20 protein-coding genes are annotated in these 19,295 nt (G+C 58.5%); 5 read left to right on the forward strand and 15 right to left on the reverse strand.

The features are described from left to right. Positions 1-135: 135 nt before the first annotated feature. The 9 genes from purF to ACR0LZ_RS02315 all read right to left on the reverse strand — a co-directional run bounded on the left by purF (position 136) and on the right by ACR0LZ_RS02315 (position 8,308). A complete protein-coding gene (purF, locus tag ACR0LZ_RS02275) occupies positions 136-1,596 on the reverse strand; it encodes an amidophosphoribosyltransferase (protein WP_480748433.1) in 1,461 nt (486 codons plus the stop codon). A gap of 179 nt (positions 1,597-1,775) precedes the next feature. Next, positions 1,776-2,339: a CvpA family protein gene (locus ACR0LZ_RS02280; protein ID WP_480748153.1), complete on the reverse strand. Its 564-nt coding sequence runs from the start codon at positions 2,337-2,339 to the stop codon at positions 1,776-1,778. Between the two features lie 36 nt (positions 2,340-2,375). Then, a complete protein-coding gene (radA, locus tag ACR0LZ_RS02285; RefSeq protein WP_480748434.1) occupies positions 2,376-3,740 on the reverse strand; it encodes a DNA repair protein RadA in 1,365 nt (454 codons plus the stop codon). Positions 3,741-3,780: 40 nt separating this feature from the next. Continuing rightward, positions 3,781-4,215, reverse strand: a complete 435-nt coding sequence (locus ACR0LZ_RS02290; protein ID WP_480748154.1) for a paraquat-inducible protein A — start codon at positions 4,213-4,215, stop codon at positions 3,781-3,783. Positions 4,216-4,393: 178 nt separating this feature from the next. Continuing rightward, positions 4,394-4,756, reverse strand: coding sequence for a hypothetical protein (locus tag ACR0LZ_RS02295; protein WP_480748155.1), 363 nt, complete (start codon positions 4,754-4,756; stop codon positions 4,394-4,396). 8 nt (positions 4,757-4,764) lie between these two features. Then, complete coding sequence (locus ACR0LZ_RS02300; protein WP_480748156.1) at positions 4,765-5,511, reverse strand: ABC transporter ATP-binding protein; 747 nt, start codon at positions 5,509-5,511, stop codon at positions 4,765-4,767. Beyond that, a complete protein-coding gene (locus ACR0LZ_RS02305; RefSeq protein ID WP_480748157.1) occupies positions 5,508-6,290 on the reverse strand; it encodes an MlaE family ABC transporter permease in 783 nt (260 codons plus the stop codon). The genes ACR0LZ_RS02300 and ACR0LZ_RS02305 overlap by 4 nt, the downstream gene beginning before the upstream one ends. Continuing rightward, entirely contained in the window at positions 6,287-7,321 is a 1,035-nt protein-coding gene (gene alr, locus ACR0LZ_RS02310) for an alanine racemase (protein ID WP_480748158.1), read from the reverse strand. Before alr ends, ACR0LZ_RS02305 begins: the two co-directional genes overlap by 4 nt. 48 nt (positions 7,322-7,369) lie before the next feature. Then, positions 7,370-8,308, reverse strand: coding sequence for an isopenicillin N synthase family dioxygenase (locus ACR0LZ_RS02315; protein ID WP_480748159.1), 939 nt, complete (start codon positions 8,306-8,308; stop codon positions 7,370-7,372). A 254-nt stretch (positions 8,309-8,562) separates the two neighbouring features. Between ACR0LZ_RS02315 and ACR0LZ_RS02320 the strand changes: the two genes are divergently transcribed. Then, entirely contained in the window at positions 8,563-8,805 is a 243-nt protein-coding gene (locus tag ACR0LZ_RS02320; protein WP_480748160.1) for a hypothetical protein, read from the forward strand. Next, the gene (locus tag ACR0LZ_RS02325; RefSeq protein ID WP_480748161.1) at positions 8,802-10,271 is read left to right on the forward strand and encodes a flavin-containing monooxygenase; all 1,470 of its coding nucleotides are present in this window, start codon (positions 8,802-8,804) and stop codon (positions 10,269-10,271) included. The genes ACR0LZ_RS02320 and ACR0LZ_RS02325 overlap by 4 nt, the downstream gene beginning before the upstream one ends. 65 nt (positions 10,272-10,336) lie before the next feature. On the opposite strand, the gene ACR0LZ_RS02330 is transcribed toward ACR0LZ_RS02325, so the two are convergent. The 3 genes from ACR0LZ_RS02330 to pyrC form a co-directional block, all read right to left on the reverse strand. Then, the gene (locus ACR0LZ_RS02330) at positions 10,337-11,827 is read right to left on the reverse strand and encodes a replicative DNA helicase (RefSeq protein WP_480748162.1); all 1,491 of its coding nucleotides are present in this window, start codon (positions 11,825-11,827) and stop codon (positions 10,337-10,339) included. A gap of 225 nt (positions 11,828-12,052) precedes the next feature. Beyond that, positions 12,053-12,733, reverse strand: a complete 681-nt coding sequence (locus ACR0LZ_RS02335; protein WP_480748163.1) for an orotate phosphoribosyltransferase — start codon at positions 12,731-12,733, stop codon at positions 12,053-12,055. A gap of 70 nt (positions 12,734-12,803) precedes the next feature. Next, positions 12,804-13,841: a dihydroorotase gene (gene pyrC / locus ACR0LZ_RS02340; RefSeq protein ID WP_480748164.1), complete on the reverse strand. Its 1,038-nt coding sequence runs from the start codon at positions 13,839-13,841 to the stop codon at positions 12,804-12,806. A gap of 117 nt (positions 13,842-13,958) precedes the next feature. Between pyrC and ACR0LZ_RS02345 the strand changes: the two genes are divergently transcribed. The 3 genes from ACR0LZ_RS02345 to ACR0LZ_RS02355 all read left to right on the forward strand — a co-directional run bounded on the left by ACR0LZ_RS02345 (position 13,959) and on the right by ACR0LZ_RS02355 (position 16,714). Further along, on the forward strand, positions 13,959-14,396 hold the full coding sequence (locus ACR0LZ_RS02345; RefSeq protein ID WP_480748165.1) for a hypothetical protein: 438 nt from the start codon (positions 13,959-13,961) through the stop codon (positions 14,394-14,396). 106 nt (positions 14,397-14,502) lie between these two features. Continuing rightward, positions 14,503-15,411 carry an AAA family ATPase gene (locus tag ACR0LZ_RS02350; RefSeq protein ID WP_480748166.1) on the forward strand — a complete coding sequence of 303 codons (909 nt, stop codon included), beginning with the start codon at positions 14,503-14,505 and terminating at the stop codon, positions 15,409-15,411. Between the two features lie 46 nt (positions 15,412-15,457). Continuing rightward, positions 15,458-16,714: a vWA domain-containing protein gene (locus ACR0LZ_RS02355; RefSeq protein ID WP_480748167.1), complete on the forward strand. Its 1,257-nt coding sequence runs from the start codon at positions 15,458-15,460 to the stop codon at positions 16,712-16,714. A gap of 50 nt (positions 16,715-16,764) precedes the next feature. On the opposite strand, the gene ACR0LZ_RS02360 is transcribed toward ACR0LZ_RS02355, so the two are convergent. The 3 genes from ACR0LZ_RS02360 to ACR0LZ_RS02370 form a co-directional block, all read right to left on the reverse strand. Then, positions 16,765-17,571 carry an ABC transporter permease gene (locus ACR0LZ_RS02360; RefSeq protein ID WP_480748168.1) on the reverse strand — a complete coding sequence of 269 codons (807 nt, stop codon included), beginning with the start codon at positions 17,569-17,571 and terminating at the stop codon, positions 16,765-16,767. Further along, entirely contained in the window at positions 17,568-18,455 is an 888-nt protein-coding gene (locus ACR0LZ_RS02365) for an ABC transporter permease (protein WP_480748169.1), read from the reverse strand. The genes ACR0LZ_RS02360 and ACR0LZ_RS02365 overlap by 4 nt, the downstream gene beginning before the upstream one ends. 83 nt (positions 18,456-18,538) lie before the next feature. After that, entirely contained in the window at positions 18,539-19,285 is a 747-nt protein-coding gene (locus ACR0LZ_RS02370) for a transporter substrate-binding domain-containing protein (RefSeq protein ID WP_480748170.1), read from the reverse strand. Positions 19,286-19,295 lie beyond the last annotated feature (10 nt).

The raw sequence follows: 19,295 nt of genomic DNA on the forward strand, positions 1-19,295 counted from the left end.
GTGACCGGGGCTGGGTAGTGATTTGGCCACCAAAGCGAAAGAGCCAAGCGTTCGGACTAGCAAAAAAATGCTACTCGCGTGAGCATGAAAAGAAAGGAGCGCAAGCGCTCCTTTACGTTTCTATCCCAGACAAGATCATTCCGCTGCGGGTTGCATCTTGAACCCCTGTTCGATCATGTCCGCGGGGCTCACAGGGTACTCGCCAGAGAAACAGGCGTCGCAATACTGCGGGCATGCCTTGTCGCGTCCACCCGACTGCCCAACGGCTCGGTAAAGACCGTCCAGTGAAATGAACTTGAGGCTGTCGACCGCCAGATGCTTGGTCATTTCCTCTTCGGTCATGGTCGCTGCCAGCAGCTTTTCACGCTGTGGTGTGTCGACACCGTAAAAACAAGGCCAGGCTGTTGGCGGGCTGGCGATCCGGAAATGCACTTCCTTGGCGCCCGCATCCAGGATCATTTCCTTGATCTTGCGGCTGGTCGTGCCACGAACCACCGAGTCGTCCACCAGAATCACCCGTTTGCCCTCGATCAGCGCGCGATTGACGTTCAGCTTGAGCCGCACGCCCATATTTCGGATCTGCTCGGTCGGCTCAATAAAGGTGCGACCCATATATTGGTTGCGAATGATTCCCATTGCATAGGGGATGCCCGATTCCAGCGAAAAGCCGATTGCGGCAGGCGTGCCACTGTCGGGCACCGGGCAAACCAGATCGGCTTCGACCGGACTTTCCTTTGCCAATTCCCGACCGATGGCTTCGCGGGTTTCATAGACCGACCGGCCACCAAGAATGGAATCAGGGCGCGAGAAATAGACGTGCTCGAAAATGCAGAACTTTGGCGGTTGTCGCCGGAATGGAAAGTTGCTTTGGACACCCTTTTCGGCGGTGATCACAACCATCTCGCCCGGTTCGATCTCACGAATGAATTCCGCGCCGATGATGTCCAGTGCACAGGTTTCCGATGCCAGGCACCAGCCGTCACCGATCTTGCCCAGCACCAACGGCCGAACGCCCATCGGATCGCGCACGCCGATCAGCTTGGTCCGTGTCATTGCCACCACTGAAAATGCACCTTCGACCCGGCGCAGGGCGTCTTCCATCCGCTCGGGAATGTTGCGCTGCAGGGAACGCGCCATCAGGTGAATGATGCATTCACTGTCGGACGAAGATTGAAAGATAGAACCGCGTTCAATCAGTTCGCGGCGCAATGCGTTGGCGTTGGTGATGTTACCATTATGGGCAATCGCAGCACCGCCCATGGAAAACTCACCAAAAAACGGCTGCACGTCGCGGATCGCGGTCTGCCCCTTGGACCCGGCCGTCGAATAGCGCACGTGGCCGATCCCCAGTGGTCCGGGCAGGGCTTCCATGATGTCGGCGGATGTGAAGTTGTCGCGGACATACCCGAATCGGCGGACCGAGTTGAAGCCCTGTTCAGGATCGTGGGTGACAATGCCGCCCGCCTCCTGACCGCGATGCTGCAGGGCGTGCAGACCGAGAGCTATGAAGTTGGCAGCATCCTGAACACCGACGACGCCGAATATCCCGCATTCCTCGCGGAGCTTGTCATCGTCAAATGGGTGGGCGGGGGGCATCTGCGGGCTTTGCAAGGCGGGCAGCTCCGATTCCTGTTCCGAGTTGGCCTTCACATAATGCCTCAGACGCCCTGTGTCACCAAAGGATCACGTCCGCGATTTGCCGCAGGTGAAGAAATGAGCGGCCAAAACAAAAAAACCCGGGACTTGCCCGGGCATTTTCAGGAATGGCGGATGAATTACTGCTGCGGGTTGCTGCAGGCCCCGACCAGGTCTTCATATTGCTGGGTGACCCATCCGAGCGCCTGTTCGGGGTTTTGTTCTTCGATCTTGGCGCTGAACTGCGCAAAAACCTCGGCCGAGCGGCTTTCATCGACAATGGTGAAGTTCTGACCGGTCATTACAGTGTCGTAGACAAAGAACGCGATGGCCACCAGGACGATGCCCCGCGCCACGCCAAAGAAGAACCCCAACGCCTGATCCAGCCCGCCCAGAGCCGAACGTTGAACCAGCGAGGAAAAGAGTGGTGTGAATACGCTGACCACGATCAGGGCTACGGCAAAAACCGCTGCGAAAGCGGTAATGACGGACAACTCGCAACTGTCCCGCAGGAATTCGCCCAAAACGGGCACTTCTTTGATCAGCGGCATCGCCTTTGGCGCAAACAGGAAAGCCAGAACAGCAGCTGCGACCCAGCCGACGATGGCGAGCGTTTCGCGCACCAATCCCCGGGAATAGGCCAGCAGCGCTGACAGCACGATGATCAGGGCAACGACCCCGTCGATGATGGTGAAACCTTCCATGGTGTTAGCCTGCTCTTTTCTGCCTCGGGCGCGATACTAGCCTGCTCCGAAGGTTTCGCCAACAAACCCCACCAGATCAGATGGTCGGGTGAGTGTCAGTCCTGCCACAGTGGCCGTTTTGCCACCTGCCGGAGCAATTGCTGACGTGAAACCAAGTTTTTGCGCTTCTTTCAACCTGTTTTCGGTTTGCGGGGCCGGTCTTAGTGCACCTGACAAAGAAATTTCGCCAAAAACGACGGTGTCGGCTGGCAGGGCAGCGTCTTCGCGCGCACTCATCAGCGCTGCGGCAACCGCCAGATCGGCGGCGGGTTCGGAAATCTTCAGCCCGCCCGCGACGTTAAGATAGACATCGAGCCCTGCAAAGGGGATGCCGCAACGCGCCTCAAGCACGGCCAGAATCATCGCCAAACGCCCGCTGTCCCATCCAACAACCGTGCGACGAGGCTGAGAATGGGGCGAAGGGGCGACCAGCGCCTGCAACTCGACCAATACGGGGCGTGTGCCTTCGATCCCGGCAAATACTGCCGAGCCGGGGCTGGGTTTGCCGCGTTCGGACAAAAACAGGGCCGATGGGTTTCTGACCTCGGCCAGCCCCCTGCCTGTCATCTCGAAAACCCCAATCTCGTCCGCTGGACCAAACCGGTTCTTGACCGCACGCAGGATACGGAACTGATGCCCGCGCTCGCCTTCAAAATACAAAACCGTATCGACCATGTGTTCGACCACGCGGGGGCCGGCGATCTGGCCTTCCTTGGTGACGTGACCCACCATGATGATCGATACGCCGTGCCGCTTGGCGAAAGAGGTCAACTCATGCGCTGCCGCGCGGACCTGGCTGACCGAACCGGGGGCGCTGTCGACGTTGTCGGCCCACATGGTCTGGATCGAATCGATGATGGCAAGGCCGGGTTTTTCCGCCTCGAGCGTTGTCAGGATGTCGCGCAGATTGGTCTCAGCGGCCAGTTGCACCGGCGCATCGGCAAGGCCAAGCCGGCGTGCACGCATGCGCACCTGTGCGCTGGCTTCCTCCCCCGAGACATAGATGGTTTTCAAACCCGTTCGGGCGAATCGTGCCGCCGCCTGCAAAAGCAGGGTGGATTTGCCTATTCCTGGATCACCCCCCACCAATATGGCCGAGGCGGGGACCAATCCACCACCCAGAACGCGGTCCAGCTCATCGACGCCACAGATGGTGCGGGGCGGCGGCGTTTCCTCTGCCGCCAGATCGCTCAGCGTGATGGCCCGCCCACGTTTGCCGCCCAACGATTTCGACGCGGGACCGGCGGACAGCGGTACCTCCTGCGCGATGGTGTTCCACTCGCCGCAGGCGTCACAACGGCCCGACCACCGCGAATGGGCCGCGCCGCAACTTGTACAGGTGAAGGTTTTCGTCTTTGCCATGCCGCCCTTGGTGCCCGAGGACGCGCGCCGCATCAAGCCCTCAGGTTGCGCGGCGCTCGGTCAGAAAGCCTAGCACCATCGACGCCAGGATGCAGCCAGTGAACAGGTAAAGCCCCCAGGCCGTTTCTATGGTGGCGTAGGAGATTCCCTTGGCCAGCGTTATGTAAAGCGCGATGAGGAAGATATCGGCCATCGCCAGCTTGCCGAGGATGTTCAGCGCGGGCTGTAGGCGAGGGTCCAGCAGGTTCCACTGGATCAGCGCGGTGCCGATGGTTTTGATGTAGGGGGCTAAGAGAGCGAAGACGGTAACGACGAGGGCCAGAAAAATGTCGGATGTCCACAGCGATTGCAGCCCGGTGATCACGCTGATCTCGCTGAGGCCGAAGATCGGCAGTAGCCCTGCGCGCATCAGTGGAGCGAACCACGCGATGGGGTAGAGGAGCAGGAGCGAAAGGGTGGCGAGGCGGATGAGCATGGCGGCTTGTTTTTGTTGGTTCGCCTAGACTTGCGCGTTTCCTATCAAATTTGAAAGAGGGAAAGGTAACTTGAGCGCATCAGTCGGTCGCAGGGTGAATCGTGTTTTGCACCCGGTAGGAGTATTGGCAAAAAGAAATGGGCTAGCGGCCCTTTTGGACTCGCCCAATACGGATTGATCAAAGAAAGATGACTGCAAACATGACATACCCCGCAACAGCACAAAGCAGCGCTGAAATAGCTGCGTGTAGGCGAAACGAGCTTTGGATAAATGCTTGGAAAATTAGAACCTCGACAGCAATAAATGCGCCTAGTGTCACCAAGTGAAGATGCCACGACATGTGCCGTCGCAGATCGGAACCGCTGGCATTTACGAAGATCAGCAGAGCAAGCCAAAGGAATGTCATGGATGGCAGTGTAGCCAACAATACTCCTGCTTTTCGACTGTCCGGCTCGAGTTGCAATTTCATGCCCAGCCACACTGTTACGGCTGCAGCCACAAAGGGTGAAGCCAATAGAAACAGCGCGATAGAACCTTCCAACGGTCCTATCAACGCACCGCCTCAATCGGCCCTTCCGCCCGCCCGTAAATGAACTGATCCAGATAGGGATCGCCGCTCGTGTCCATCTCGCTCACAGGCCCGGTCCACTGGATCAGCCCGTCATGCAGCATCGCCACGTTGTCGGCAATCGCGCGGACGGAACTCATGTCGTGGGTGATGGTCATCGCGGTGGCGCCCATCTCGGTCACGATCTCACGGATCAGGTCGTTGATGACGCCGGACATGATAGGGTCAAGGCCGGTGGTGGGTTCGTCGAAAAAGATGATCTCGGGCTCTGCCGCAATCGCGCGCGCCAGCCCCACGCGTTTCTGCATGCCGCCTGACAGTTCCGCCGGAAGCCGGTCGGCGACGTCGGATTTCAGGCCCACTCGGCGCAGCTTTTCGATAGCGATTTCGCGCGCCTCGTCCGCCGGGCGTTTCAGCGACCCGCGCAGCAGGCGAAAGGCCACGTTCTGCCAGACGGGCAGAGAATCGAACAAAGCGCCGCCCTGAAACAGCATGCCAAACCTCGCCAGAAACGCATCACGGTCGCCTTCGGTCGCATCGCGCCCATCGACGAAGATCTTGCCGCTGTCGGGCGCAATCAGCCCTAGAATGCATTTCAGCGCCACGGATTTTCCGGTGCCCGATCCGCCGATGATCACCATCGAGGTGCCCTTTGGAATCTCAAGGTTCATTCCTTGTAGAACCCGATTGTCGCCAAAGGCCTTATGAACGTTCTCCATCCGGATCATATCGAGAAAAACACCCCTGTCAGAACGAAGTTGGCGGCAAGGATCAGCACGGCAGCGGCCTCGACCGACCCCTTGGTGGCGCGGCCCACGCCCTGCGCCCCACGGCCCGAGTTCATGCCGTAGTAGCATCCCATCAGCGCCGCGATGACGCCAAAGGCCGCCCCCTTGACCAATGACGAAACAATGTCGCGGGTTTCAAGAAAATCCACGGTATTCTGCAAATAGGCGGCGGCATTGAAGCCCAGATTTTGCGTCGCCACAACATAACCACCAGCGATTCCAATGATGTCTCCGACGCCGACCAGAACTGGCACTGTAATCAGCGCGGCCAACACGCGTGGGGCGGTCAGGTACTTCATCGGATGCGTCGACAGGGTGACCAGCGCATCGATCTGCTCGGTCACTTTCATCGTGGCGATTTCGGCGGCAATCGACGACGTCACGCGAGCCGCGATCATCAGGCCGACCAGAACCGGTCCAAGCTCTCGCACCATGCCGATTGCGACGATCTGGGGTACCACGGCCTCGGCGTTGAAACGTGCACCGCCTGCATAGATCTGCAACGCCAGCGCGCCACCGGTGAAAATCGCGGTCAGGCCGACGACTGGCAGCGACAGCCAGCCGATATTCAGCAGAGCCACACCAAATTCGCGCGGATAATAGGGCGGGCGGAAAATATGCGATATCGCATCAAACGCGAACAGGCCGACCCGCCCGAATGCAGCAAGGACGGTCAAAACTGTTCGACCAAGTCCGGCCAGAAGAGCGAGAGGGTTCATTCCACGTATTTCCGTGCATATCGCGCGCCAAGCGAGGTGAGGATTTCGTAACCGATTGTTCCGGCGATTTTTGCCAGATCATCCACGGTCTGCTGCGCATTCAATATCTGCAGCGCCTCGGGGACGTGGCCTGCGTCGGTGACGTCGATTGTAATCAGGTCCATCGAGATGCGCCCGACGACCGGACAAGGCGTTCCGCAGGCATAGGCCTTGATCCCCCCGCCTGTGGCCCGATGCAGGCCGTCAGCATACCCGGCAGCGACAGTTGCGATCCGCGACGGACGCGTGGCGGTCCAGGCGTTGGCATAGCCCACGGTCTCACCGGGCTGTAAGTGCCGAACCTGCACGACTGGAAGATCGACGGTGACGACTGGTTTTGCCTCGGCAAAGGGCTGGCCACCATATAGACCGACGCCGGGTCGGCAGAAATCGAAATGATAGTCTGACCCCAATAGCAATCCGCCCGTCGCCGCAAGCGACTTGGGAACATTAATTCCTTCCGTCATCTCTCTGAAAACGTGTAATTGCTGCGTGTTCATCGGATGATCTGGCTCATCTGCACAGGCCAGATGCGACATGATCAGAACGGGGTTTCTGGACAGTGCCGTTTCGCGCAACTCAGCCCAATCGGCAGGCTCAAGACCCAGCCGGTTCATGCCGCTGTCCAGTTGGATGCCAAAGGGGTGACCCGACAACGTTTCCATGTGACGCTGGAATTGTTCGGCAGAGTTGAGCATCGGCACAAGATCATAGTCGCGCAGGATATCAGTATCGCCCAGCATATGTCCCGAAAACACGGCAATCAGCGGTCCCGGTCCAAGTGCCTCACGCACCGCCACGCCTTCACCTGCGACGGCGACAAAGAACTTTCGAGCACCGGCCTTGGCCAGCGCGGGTGCAACACGCCGAACACCCAGGCCGTAGGCATCCGCCTTGACCACAGCCGCGGTCTCAACGGTGTTTCTTGCGTCAAGCGCCCGCCAATTATCGGCGAGCGCGGACAGGTCAATGGTCAGACGTGCAGTACTCATGGGCTCCGTTCATGACATCGGGCGCCCGCAGGTCAAGAGGGAAAAGAACTAACTTTGCGCTGGTTTGTGGGCGTCATAGGCCGCTTCCAGTTCCCCGCGCAGAAAATCCGCAAAAAGAAGCGGTTTGTACCGGGGGGTACCGGTCCCCGGCAGGGGTTCGATCACGGTATTGACATGCGGGTCGAAGAAAAACGGGCAGCTGTACCGTTCGCGACCCGAGCGGTTGATCACCCGGTGCGGTGTCGAGAGCAGTCGCCCATTACTCATCCGGTGCAGCATGTCACCGACGTTGACCACAAACGTGCCGGGCCGTGTTGGCACATCCACCCAGTTTCCTGCGGGAGTCATGACTTGCAGGCCGCCCACGTTGTCCTGCGCCAGAAGGGTTAGACAGCCAAAATCCGTATGTGGAGCCGAGCCGAAAAGGTCATCAGGGCTGGCGTCAGGTTGCGGTGGATAGTGCAACAGGCGCAACCAGATGGTCGGGGTTGAAAACGCGTCAAGTATTGAGGTGTCTGTCACACCAGATGCTTGTAGTGCGATCTTCATCAGTCGCCCCCCAAGGGTGGACATGGTGTTGGCATAAGAATTCAAGGTTTCGCGGAATCCTGGCAAATCCGGCCAACGGTTTGGGCCGGATAAATAAACATCGGGGTCGGCAGCCATATCCTCGCGCATCATCATGAAGCTCGCGGATTGATTCGGCTTGGTCACGACGGCCAGCGTCGAATTGACGTCCGTCGACGTATTGATCGGGATATAACCGCGGTGGCTCTGGTCGACCGCAATGGCCATCTTGGCTTCGATCGGCAGCGCGTGAAATTGGCGCGATGCTTCAAAGACTGCTTCAACCAGAGCCGGGTCGACTCCGTGCTCTTCGACATAACCGAAGCCGGTGACGCCATAGGCGGCACGAAAATCGGCAGCGATCTCTGAATCGGGTCGGTCGCCCAGCCGGATGACGGGGATTTCAGTAAATTCTGTCATGGTGTTCTCGCTTTGAGTTTGGATGGAAACAGGGGCGGCGGTGCCCCCGATCTATCCGGCAAAGCGTTTACGGCGGTGTCCGAAGTGGCGCGCCAAGATCTCACGGCGCGGCAAGTTGGGGTATACCTTGGTCATACGCCAATCTGTGAACCATTCTCGGCCCTGAGGTCAAGCGTCGTGTCGTCCGTAACTCGTCTGTACATCAGAAATAGGTTTTATGTTATATTGCTCGTAGGGACATCATGGGGGGCACCATGTCCGCGTTTTTTTGGGCGGGAACCTTTTTGGGGGCCGTCATCGGTTTTTTTCACCTGTTCATCATCGTCTCAGCCCGGTCAAGGTTGGCCGATCCTCAGCCGCTGAAATCTGTCTGGCAGGGGCTTTGGGTCTGGGCGCTGTGGACGATATTTGGCGCGTATATTCTTGCGCTTTGGGTGTTGGGCGCGCTCCTTCTTCTTGGATCACGCATATTCGGTATAGGGCGGGCCGAGCGATGAACCCGGGCAACATCAAAGAAGCGCTGATCATCGGGGCCGGAGTTTCGGGTCTGGCAACGGCCAAATGCCTACAGGAAAAGGGTATTAAATGTACGATCCTTGATCGAAACCCGGAGTTGGGCGGTGTGTGGGCTGATGGGTACTACGATTTCGGAGTACAGGTCCAAAAGGACCTCTATGAGTTTCCGGATTTTCCCTTGTCCGAGTCCGCCTCTCCGTTCACGCCCGGTCCGGAATTTCAGAAATACCTGAGAGACTATTGCGCGCATTACGACATCACGGACCGCCTGCGGCTGGGCACGCGAGTTACGTCTGTTCGCCAGTCTGGTGAGGTGTGGGAGGTCGACACCGACCAGAACGGTCTGTCAAAGACCAGGACGGCAGATCTTTTGGTCATCGCCACCGGCCTCTATTCCGAACAACCGCACATGCCGGTGATCGAAGGGCAGGACGGGTTCAGTGGGGAAATTCTTCATAGTAGCCAGGTCAAGACACTCGACGTGCTCAAAGGCAAACGCGTGGCCGTGGTTGGATATGGCAAAAGCGCAACCGATATCGCAGGATCGGCCACCGACGTTGCTGACAAGGTGCATCTGGTTTTTCGCACAGCACATTGGCCGGTGCCCAGAAATCTGCTGGGGTTGCTGCCATTCAAATGGGGAATGCTGACGCGGCTGGTTGCGGCCCTGATCCCACCCTATGTTCGACCGACGCCAATGGTACGGGCCTTGCATAATGTGGGCTACCCGCTGCCCTGGCTGTTCTGGCGCGTGGTCGAGGTTCTGCTGCGGACACAGCAGGGTTTGGGTATGCGGATTTCAAACGGCAAAAACCTGGTGCCGGATCACCCGGTGGAACTGGATGCGTTCAGCGAAGTCACGATGGTCCCGCGACCCGGCCTTCTGAAAAAAATTCGCAGTGGCGGGATTTCGGCTCACCGCAGCGCGATAGCTCGGTTTGACAGCAATAAACTCGTTCTTGCAGACGGCGAGGCGCTTGACGTCGATTGCGTGGTGTTCGGTACAGGGTGGCGAACAGGGCTGGATCAATTGCCGGATGATCTTCGTACGAGACTTGGGGAAGGGACGGATGGCATTTATCTGTACCGGCATATCCTGCACCCCGATGTTCCAAACTTGGCCTTCGTCGGTCGCGCCTCGTCGTTCATGAGTGTAACCACATTTGCGCTGCAGGCCCGTTGGCTGGCCGAGGTCGCCGCCGGCAATGTCGAACTTCCTTCGTCCCAAGCGATGCAGGGCGCGATCGACGGCCTGCGGCGCTGGAAGCAATCATGGATGCCCGACGGGCCCGCACGCTCGGCAACCTTGCTTTTGTATATGGCCCACTACCATGATGAACTCTTGAACGACCTGGGGCATGATCCGTTGAGGAAAACCGGTTTATTCGCACCGCTCAAAGAACTTCTGGTTCCATATTGCGCCCAAGATTATCGAGACGTCACCTGAGCTTGGAACAGGCGCTCCGTCGTCGGAAAACTGCATTGGAACCGACTACCACATTGTGGGTTGACTCAGTACCCTTCGATCTCTCCGCCCTGCTGCCAGGGTTTGACCAGATTGCCGAAGCGGGTGAATTGTGCTTCGAATGACAGCTCGACTGTGCCAATTGGGCCATGGCGCTGCTTGCCAACAATCAACTCGGCCTTTCCGTGCAGCCGCTCCATCGCGTTTTTCCACTCTTCCATCTTGTCCAACTCGTGATCGCCGGGCTTTTCGCGTTCTTTGTAGTACTCCTCGCGGAAAACGAACATCACGACATCGGCATCCTGCTCGATCGAGCCCGATTCCCGCAGGTCGGACAGTTGCGGGCGTTTGTCGTCCCGGTTTTCCACCTGACGCGAAAGCTGGGACAGCGCGATGACGGGAATGTTCAACTCTTTGGCAATCGCTTTCATGCCCATTGAGATTTCTGCAATCTCGTTCACGCGGTTGTCCGACATGCCCCGGCATAATTGCAGATAGTCGATGACCAGCAGGTCCAGTCCGTGTGTCCGCTTGAGGCGACGCGCGCGCGCCGCCAACTGGGAAATTGGCAATGCAGGTGTGTCATCGATGAAAAGTGGGCAGGCTTCCAGCTCTTTGGCGGCATCCACGAACCGGCGGAATTCGGCCTCGGTCATATCGCCCTGACGTATCTTGTGCGACGAGATCTCGGAGGCCTCGGCCAGAACCCGGCCCGCCAATTGCTCGGCGCTCATTTCCAGTGAAAAGAACCCGACGACGCCGCCATCGACCGCGCCTTGGGAGCCGTCCGACCTGGTTCCGCGCCGATAGGCCTTTGCCACATTGAACGCGATATTGGTTGCCAACGAGGTCTTGCCCATCGAGGGGCGTCCGGCAAGAATGATCAGGTCCGACGGATGCAACCCGCCCAACTGCTTGTCCAGATCGACCAGGCCGGTCGAAATTCCTGCCATTCCGCCACCGCGCTGATAGGCCTCGTTGGTGACGTTGACTGCTTCGGTCACGGCCTTGAGAAAGGACTGGAACCCCTGTTCCGTCTGCCCCTGTTCCGAAAGCTGGTAAAGCGCCTGCTCGGCTTCGACGATCTGTTCTTTCGGCTCGCTCGCCACGTCGACCCGCGCCGCCTTATCCGAGATGTCCCGCCCCAGCCGGATCAACTCACGCCGGATAGCCAGATCATAGATCATCTGCGCATAGTCGCGCACAGCAAAGGCGCTGATCGAGGCACCGGCCAGCTTGACCAGATAGGCTGGTCCGCCCAGTTCCTTGAGGCCCTCATCCTCGGCCATAAAGGATTTCAGTGTCACCGGAGAGGCAAGCGCGTTCTTGGCTATACGTGCTGCGGCCACTTCATAGATGCGTGTGTGCACCGGATCAAAGAAATGCTCGGCCCCGATGATCGAGGCGATGCGGTCATATAGGTCGTTGTTTGTCAGGATCGCGCCCAGCAACTGCTGCTCGGCTTCGATCGAATGCGGCATGGTTTCGGCATTCTGAATCTGTGCCGTTGCCTGCCCGATACTGCTGATCTCGTTCATTCTTGTCCCCGTCGCCTTACCGCCCTGTCTACACGTATGCGCGAGGACTGCGCCATCTGGAAATCCCTGTGGTTAACTCACCGGGAGACCGTGGGATAACTTCGTACAGCAGGGCTTGGTTGTTATTGGGATGGTACATCATGTGGCGCATTAAAGAAAGTACCACAATATTTTGTCCGAGGTAGTACGATTCGGCTTTAATTATCCACATACGGTTCCACCGAGTTACGTCGGTTTGTTGGCCTCCTGCCAGCCGCGCGGGTCATTCAGAAACGCTTCAACTCCGTCCAGAGTTTCGGAATCAAACGCGCCTTGCACCTTGGCTTCAGCCAGCACATCCCACCAAGTGCAAAGGTGATGCAACTTAACGCCATGTTCGCCCAGTGTCTTCTCCGTTTCGGGGAAGATGCCGTAATAGAAAATAACCGCCGTGTGGCCGCAGGTGGCTCCGGTTGCGCGGATCGCGTCGACAAAGCTGAGTTTTGATCCGCCATCGGTGGTCAGATCTTCGACCAGCAACACTCGCTGGCCCTCGCTCATCACACCTTCTATCCGGGCATTGCGACCGTATCCTTTGGGTTTTTTGCGAACATAGGTCATCGGCAGCGCCATACGCTCAGCCACCATGGCTGAAAAGGGAATGCCTGCGGTTTCACCGCCCGCGATGTTGTCAAAGGCCTCGAATCCCGCGTTGCGCATCACGGTAACGGTCAGAAAATCCATCAGCGTAGAGCGAATGCGCGGGTACGAGATCAGCTTGCGGCAATCGATGTAGGTCGGACTTGGCAGGCCACTGGCCAGCGTGAACGGTTCGCGCGCATTGAAATGCACGGCCTTGATCTCCAAAAGCATCCGTGCGGTCAGACGGGCGATTTCGGTGGCGTCGGGAAAGCTAGACGGGATCATACTGTTCAATCCTTGGATCTGGTCAGAGAGGCTGTCCGCCTCCGGCGGGAGCATTTGGGAAAAGATGCAGTCAGTGAACGTGCCAATGCAAAGGAAACCCGGGATCAAACACCGTCACTGGCCCTTCACCGGTTTCGATCTTTGTGGGATAGGCCACCGGCTTCCCCTTGATCAGGGTGATCGTTCCTGTGTTCACCGGCAACCGATAGAAGGCAGGCCCATTCAACGAGGTGAACGCCTCCAGCTTGTCCAATGCGCCTTCGCGATCGAACATCTCGGCCACCAGTGACATCGTGTTGGTGGCGGTGAAGCATCCCGCGCAACCGCAGGCCATTTCTTTGTTTGCATCGGTATGCGGCGCGCTGTCGGTACCCAGAAAAAACCTCTCATCGCCAGATGTGGCGGCGGCGAGCAGGGCAATGCGGTGCTCCTCGCGCTTTGCGACCGGCAGGCAATAGTAGTGCGGCTTGATGCCACCCACGAGAATATGGTTGCGGTTGATGATCAAGTGGTGGGCCGTGATTGTTGCGCCCAGATCCTTTGCGTTTGCCTTGACGTAGTCCACGCCATTCGACGTTGTGATATGCTCCATCACCACGCGTAGTCCGGGCGTCGCCCTACGAATCGGGTCAAGAACGTTTTCGATGAACACCGCCTCTCGGTCGAAAATATCGATCTGTGTGTCCGTGACTTCGCCATGGACGCATAATGGCAAGCCGATCTCGGCCATCCTCTCCAGCACATTGCGGACCTTGTCAAAGTCGCGCACGCCCGAAGCCGAGTTCGTTGTCGCCCCGGCAGGATACAGTTTGACGGCCTTGATCAATCCGTTGGCATAAGCGCTGGTCACGTCCTCTGGGTTGGTATCCTCGGTCAGATAGAGCGTCATCAGAGGCTCGAACGAGATCCCCTCGGGTAGGGCCGCCAGGATTCGGTCGCGATAAGCGGCTGCCTGATTACCAGTTACCACCGGTGGCACAAGGTTGGGCATGATGATCGCACGGGCGAAATGGCGGGCGGTTTCCGGCAGTACGGCCCGCAACATCGCGCCATCGCGCAGGTGGAGATGCCAATCGTCGGGGCGGCGGATCGTGAGGCTTTGTGTCATGGCGCACCCGCTAGCACAGGCGGGGCGGTCGGGAAAGCCCCAGCGGTGAGGGGCGAGGCAATTTGCGCGCTTCTCAGACCGCTGTAGCCCATGCAGGCTAAGGCATCGGGAGTCATCATGAAAAAGACGTTGACGTTCAGACATGTCTATCCGACCGACCCGGATCGGTTGTTCGAACTGGTCACCGACCTCGACACGCTCGAGGCAGTGACCCGGCCGTGGATGCGCTTCGATCATTTGCCATCGGGGCCAGTGCACGAAGGGCAGGTGATCGATGTCGACCTGTCGCTGTTTGGCCTTCTGCCTGCTCGGCCCTATAGGATGGTGGTCACCAAGTGCACGGATGCCGGGCATCAGATGACATCGGACGAAACCGGGATGGGAACGCATCTTGTGCACCGGCTCGAAGTGCATCCCTGCGCCCAAGGCGCGGAGCTTGTGGACATTATCGAGGTGGAAAGCGGATGGGCAGCCCCCATTGTGACGCTCTGGTTGTGTTTGACACATCACTGGAGGCACCACATTCGCATGCGGCTTGTAAGGAGTTCGAAATGAGTGCGCCCCGATTGCCGATCAGCGAAGTTGACATATGTCCTGAAAAACGCGCGACTTGACGCGCCGGACCTGTCGTGACCTGTTGGGCACAATCGGGGGAGAGTGGATGAACAAGCCAGAAACAATCGGTGCGGTGCAGGAATTGCTGGCTGCTCAAGGATATGTCTGTGGGCGGCCGTTGGCTACGGTCGTTTTCCTGGCGCTCAAGCTGGGCCGCCCCTTGTTTTTGGAGGGCGAGGCTGGCGTCGGCAAGACCGAGATTGCCAAGGCGCTCGCCGCAGGGCTGAACCGCCGCCTGATCCGGCTGCAATGTTACGAAGGGTTGGACGCTTCGTCAGCAGTCTATGAGTGGAACTTCCCCGCCCAAATGGTCGCAATCCGAACTGCCGAGGCTTCGGGAGGGGCCGACCGAACGGCCTTGCAAACCGAGTTGTTTTCGGACGAGTTTCTGATCGAACGTCCCCTTCTGCAAGCCATGCGTCCGGATGAACTCGGTTCTCCGGTGTTGCTAATCGACGAATTGGACCGCACAGACGAACCGTTCGAGGCTTTCCTGCTGGAAGCACTGAGCGATTTCCAGGTGACGATTCCGGAACTTGGAACCGTCAAGGCTCCTGAATCGCCTATCGTTATCCTGACATCGAACCGCACCCGCGAAGTTCATGACGCGCTGAAGCGCCGATGCCTATATCACTGGGTGGACTACCCGAGTTTTGAACGCGAAGTCGAGATTTTGCATGCCCGCGCGCCGGAGGCTGCGGAAAACCTGAGTCGTCAGATCGTCGCCTACGTCCAGCAGTTGCGCACCGAAGACCTGTTCAAGAAACCCGGCGTTGCGGAAACGATTGACTGGGCCAAATGCCTTTTGGCGCTGGATGTCCTTGATCTGAGTCCCGAAGTGATCGGTGACACCGTTGGGGCAATATTGAAATATCAGGACGATATCCAGAAACTGCAGGGATCCGAAGCCAAGCGCATTCTCGATCAGGCCAAGGCATCGCTGGAACCGGTCTGATGCCCGACCGGTCAAAACATATCCCGCAAGGCATTGCTGAACGCTGATGGCCGAACAACTTCCGCTGGATATTCCCGACAAGCCGAAGCTGGCGCAGAACATCACGCATTTCGCCCGTGCTCTGCGCAAGGCCGGGCTGCCCATAGGACCTGGCCGAGTGGTTGATGCCATTCGTGCGGTCGAAGCGGCGGGATTTTCGGAAAAGGAAGATTTCTTCTGGACGCTGCACGCCTGCTTCGTAAACCGACCGGAACACCGGGCCGTGTTTGCGCAGGTGTTCCGGCTTTATTGGCGCGATCCGCGATACCTTGAACACATGATGGCGATGATGCTGCCAGCGCTACGCGGCGTGCAGGAGGAACGCAAGGCGGATGCGGGCGCGAAACGCGCTGCCGAGGCCTTGCTGGAAGGTGTGCAGCGCGACCTGCCCGAATCTCAACAAGAGGAAGAGGCGACCGAGATAGAAGTTGACGCCTCGCGCACGGCTTCCAGAGAGGAACGTCTTCGCACATTGGATTTCGAACAGATGAGCACCGAGGAAATCGCTCTGGCCAAGCGCATGCTGGCGCGGCTTTCACTTCCGGTCAAACCCATCTTGTCACGACGGGGGCGGGCCAGCCATTCGGGCAATCGCATCGACCGTGCCCGCACTTTGCGCACAGCCATGCGTCAGGGCGGTGAGTTGCGTGATATTGCACGCCTCAAACCACGTCCGCGTTGGCCCAACCTCGTCGCCCTCTGCGACATTTCCGGATCGATGAGCCAATACAGCCGCATGATCCTGCACTTTCTGCATGCTGTTTCGAACACGCGTGGCGCGGGTTGGGCGCGCGTGCACGCCTTCACATTCGGAACGCGGCTGACCAATATCACTCGTCACCTGCATCAACGCGACGTAGACGCGGCTTTGATGGCAGCGGGCGCAGAGGCGCAGGATTGGGAAGGGGGAACTCGGATCGGAGAATGCCTGCACATATTCAATCGCGACTGGTCGCGCCGGGTCATGGGGCAGGGCGCGGTTGTTCTATTGATAACCGACGGCCTTGACCGCGGTGATCCGGAGCGTCTGGCGCACGAGATGGAGCGCCTCCACCTCTCTTCGCGCCGCTTTATCTGGCTCAACCCGCTTTTGCGCTGGGACGGTTTCGCGCCCAAAGCTCGCGGCGTCGCAGCGATGCTGCCGCATGTGGACAGTTTCCGGGCCGGGCATTCCATAGCGTCGCTGGAAGACCTCGCAACCGCAATTTCGACACCTGAGGACGTAGGAGAAAAAGATCGCCTCTTGACGTCACTGCATGTCTGAAGCCGTTCGCCCAGAAGACCGTTACCCTATTTGACGGCCTTAGAGCACTCCTATCGCGCGAGGTTCAGACGGAACCGCATCTTGGCGCGTTGCCCGTTCGGGAGGTGCCGGTTCAGGCGCTTGTTCACCAGACTGAATGCCCACGATATCAACAGCGTCAGCAAGATGAAATAGAAAGCCAGGATCGGGTAGGCCACGAAGGGGTTGAAAGTTTTGTCGGCAAAATAGCTGGCGTAGTAAAGCGCGTCGCCGCGCTGCTGCCAGGCTGGGAAGGCCGAGAAAAAAACAAGTGTGGTGGCGTGGAACAAAAAGATCGCCTCGTTGGTGTAGGCGGGCCAAGCCAGCCGCAGCATAGTCGGCCACACGATGCGGCGGAAGCGCGGCCAACCGGACATGCCATAGGCATCGGCGGCTTCCAGATCGCCTTTTGGTATCGAGCGCAAAGCGCCGTAGAAGATTTCACCCGAATAAGCTGCGGTGTTCAGAAACAGAACGATCAGCGCCCCCAACCAAGCCGAAGTGAAGTCGTCAAACATCGGATAGCTTTTCTTCAGCGACAGGAAGAAGAAATAGGCAAAGAAGAATTGGATAAAGAGCGGCGAGCCGCGGAACGCGAATATGAACCATTCCGACGGTTTGCGCACCCAGCGGTTGACCGAGCTTTTTCCGACTGCCAGAGCGGTCGCGAGGAAAAAGCCGGTGGTCAGCGCCATAAGGCCGAAATAGATGTTCCAGATCATGCCCGAGCCGATCAAAGTGAAATGCTCACACAGCGTAAAATCACTTTTGGGCAAAAGCCGTTCACCGATACCGATCGACCGCAGGCCATAGTCGTGGATGGTTTGCAGGCAACTCATGCGGTGGTCTCCTTGCGCAGCAGCTCACCGCCGGATGTCGCCTGCCCGTGGGACAGTTTGCGCATCAGCTTTTCGAGGCCGATCTCAGAGACCCGGGTCATACCGAGATAGAAGACCAGCAGGAACAGGAAGTACCACATTCGCCAGTCGCCGTGGGGGTACTGGGTGAATTTTGAGGTCTTTGTGCCGCCGATCTCTCGCGCCCAATAGACGATATCTTCAATCCCCAGCAGAAATAACAGCGGCGTGGCTTTGATCAACACCATCCACAGGTTGCTGAGGCCAGGAAGGGCATAGACCCACATCTGTGGCACCAGAATGCGCCAGAAGGTCTGGCTGCGGCTCATCCCATAGGCCGCAGCGGTTTCCAACTGGGCGTGGGGCACGGCGCGCATACCGCCGAACAGGACATTGGCCGCGAAGGCTCCGAACACAATGGCGAAGGTGATAACGGCCAGAAAAAATCCGTAGGTTTGATGAACCCATTCCGGAGCGGTTCCAAGCGGCAATTTGGCGGCGGGGCAGACCAGAAAATCGTTGCCCTGTCGGATCGCATCGGTCCATTCGGGGCAAAGTATCTGATGGCGTGTCCATTCGAACGCTTGATCCAGCGCGATTACGAAAAACAGGAAGAAGGCGATGTCGGGTACGCCACGTACGACAGCTATGTATCCTTTACCCAGCCAGCTAAGCGGCAGTAGATGCGACCGCGCGGACATAGCGCCGACAAAGCCGAAACTCAGCGCCACGGGCGCGGTGACGGCCAAGAGAGCCAGAACCTTCACGAACGACATATAGAACGACAGGTGCACGCCGTTTGTGAGGTAGCAGGAAAACCAGCGGAACGTGCTGAGCGTTTCGGGATCAGCGCAATAGGAAAACATGAGGCGTCTTTCGATCGTCAAGCCCGGCCAGAAACCGGTGCCGGTTCGGCGCGCCAGGCGCGCCGAACCGTTTGCCGGACGTATTAGTTGGTGACGGTCGTGCCGTCAGTGCCGTAGACAGCGGCGTCTTCGCCGAACCACTTCTTGATCATGGTGTTCAGCGTGCCGTCTTCCTTCATCGAAGTAATCGCCGCGTCAAATTTGCCGCGCAACTCGCCGTCGGATTCACGAAGGCCCATGCCGACGCCTCCGCCCAGCGGAACATCGTCGCCGACGAACATCAGCTCACCGCCTGATTCCTCGACCAGTGGCACCAGATAGTCCTTGTCGGCAAAGACGGCATCGGCCTCGCCGTTGCGGACGGCGGCGATGGTTTCTTCGGGGGTTGCGAACTCGACCAGGGTGGCGCCGCTTTCAGCGACATAACCGGCTTGGATCGTCGCGGTCTGCGCCGCGATCACGCCCGTCAGATCAGCACCTTCGGAGGCAGCGGCAAAGGCCGATGCCGCCGGTGGGATGTAGTTTTGGGTAAAGTCGATAACTTCGTCACGTTCGTCGGTGATCGACATGCCGGCGATAATGGTATCGTAGTTGCCCGAAACAAGGTTCGGGATGATCGAATCCCAGTCGTTCTTGACCCATTCACAGTCCAACTCGGCGCGTTTGCAGAGCTCGTCGCCCAACTCGCGCTCAAATCCGTCAACCTCACCGGCGTCATTGATGAAGTTGTACGGAGGATAGGCACCCTCGGTGCCCATTCGCACTGTGTCGGCCATTGCCATGCCTGCACCCAGAGCTAGGGCTGCGGTGGTCAGAATCAGGTTCTTCATTGGTTACTCC

The organism is Ruegeria sp. CI1 (assembly GCF_056536925.1).

Coding starts and splice junctions, on each gene's coding strand:
- purF (WP_480748433.1), bottom strand. CDS start 1,596: ATGCCCCCCGCCCACCCATTTGACGATGACAAGCTCCGCGAGGAATGC.
- ACR0LZ_RS02280 (WP_480748153.1), bottom strand. CDS start 2,339: ATGGAAGGTTTCACCATCATCGACGGGGTCGTTGCCCTGATCATCGTG.
- radA (WP_480748434.1), bottom strand. CDS start 3,740: ATGGCAAAGACGAAAACCTTCACCTGTACAAGTTGCGGCGCGGCCCAT.
- ACR0LZ_RS02290 (WP_480748154.1), bottom strand. CDS start 4,215: ATGCTCATCCGCCTCGCCACCCTTTCGCTCCTGCTCCTCTACCCCATC.
- ACR0LZ_RS02300 (WP_480748156.1), bottom strand. CDS start 5,511: ATGATCCGGATGGAGAACGTTCATAAGGCCTTTGGCGACAATCGGGTT.
- ACR0LZ_RS02305 (WP_480748157.1), bottom strand. CDS start 6,290: ATGAACCCTCTCGCTCTTCTGGCCGGACTTGGTCGAACAGTTTTGACC.
- alr (WP_480748158.1), bottom strand. CDS start 7,321: ATGAGTACTGCACGTCTGACCATTGACCTGTCCGCGCTCGCCGATAAT.
- ACR0LZ_RS02315 (WP_480748159.1), bottom strand. CDS start 8,308: ATGACAGAATTTACTGAAATCCCCGTCATCCGGCTGGGCGACCGACCC.
- ACR0LZ_RS02320 (WP_480748160.1), top strand. CDS start 8,563: ATGTCCGCGTTTTTTTGGGCGGGAACCTTTTTGGGGGCCGTCATCGGT.
- ACR0LZ_RS02325 (WP_480748161.1), top strand. CDS start 8,802: ATGAACCCGGGCAACATCAAAGAAGCGCTGATCATCGGGGCCGGAGTT.
- ACR0LZ_RS02330 (WP_480748162.1), bottom strand. CDS start 11,827: ATGAACGAGATCAGCAGTATCGGGCAGGCAACGGCACAGATTCAGAAT.
- ACR0LZ_RS02335 (WP_480748163.1), bottom strand. CDS start 12,733: ATGATCCCGTCTAGCTTTCCCGACGCCACCGAAATCGCCCGTCTGACC.
- pyrC (WP_480748164.1), bottom strand. CDS start 13,841: ATGACACAAAGCCTCACGATCCGCCGCCCCGACGATTGGCATCTCCAC.
- ACR0LZ_RS02345 (WP_480748165.1), top strand. CDS start 13,959: ATGAAAAAGACGTTGACGTTCAGACATGTCTATCCGACCGACCCGGAT.
- ACR0LZ_RS02350 (WP_480748166.1), top strand. CDS start 14,503: ATGAACAAGCCAGAAACAATCGGTGCGGTGCAGGAATTGCTGGCTGCT.
- ACR0LZ_RS02355 (WP_480748167.1), top strand. CDS start 15,458: ATGGCCGAACAACTTCCGCTGGATATTCCCGACAAGCCGAAGCTGGCG.
- ACR0LZ_RS02360 (WP_480748168.1), bottom strand. CDS start 17,571: ATGAGTTGCCTGCAAACCATCCACGACTATGGCCTGCGGTCGATCGGT.
- ACR0LZ_RS02365 (WP_480748169.1), bottom strand. CDS start 18,455: ATGTTTTCCTATTGCGCTGATCCCGAAACGCTCAGCACGTTCCGCTGG.
- ACR0LZ_RS02370 (WP_480748170.1), bottom strand. CDS start 19,285: ATGAAGAACCTGATTCTGACCACCGCAGCCCTAGCTCTGGGTGCAGGC.